The 262-nt window shown below is 57.3% G+C and carries 1 pseudogene; it reads left to right on the top strand.

The annotated features are described in order from the left end of the window. Positions 1 to 260 (top strand): annotated as a pseudogene (locus SB786_RS36655) (hypothetical protein); the annotation flags it as partial. Positions 261 to 262: the final 2 nt, after the last annotated feature.

The following is a 262-nucleotide window of genomic DNA, read 5'->3' as shown; positions in this document are numbered from 1 at the left end:
CTCACAGTTGGGAGGACGAATGGGGGGACATGGGTTATGCAGCAAGCCTGGCCGCGTTACTCGACAGGCAGAGCGCCACACACGACGAACGGTTCAAGCTATGCGATCGCGCCGGAAACCCGCTCGCGGATACCTATTACACCGTTCGTTTGCCATCCGGTGCAACGGTGAAAGGCGTAACAGATTCGAACGGCTATACCGCGCGCTATCAAACTGATGGCGAGTGCCGTATTGCCGTGTACATCGGCCACAAGAAGTAGTC

Source organism: Burkholderia sp. SIMBA_062 (assembly GCF_046534765.1).
GTDB classification, from domain to species: Bacteria; Pseudomonadota; Gammaproteobacteria; order Burkholderiales; family Burkholderiaceae; genus Burkholderia; species Burkholderia ambifaria.
This window is presented reverse-complemented; position numbering and strand designations above follow the sequence as displayed.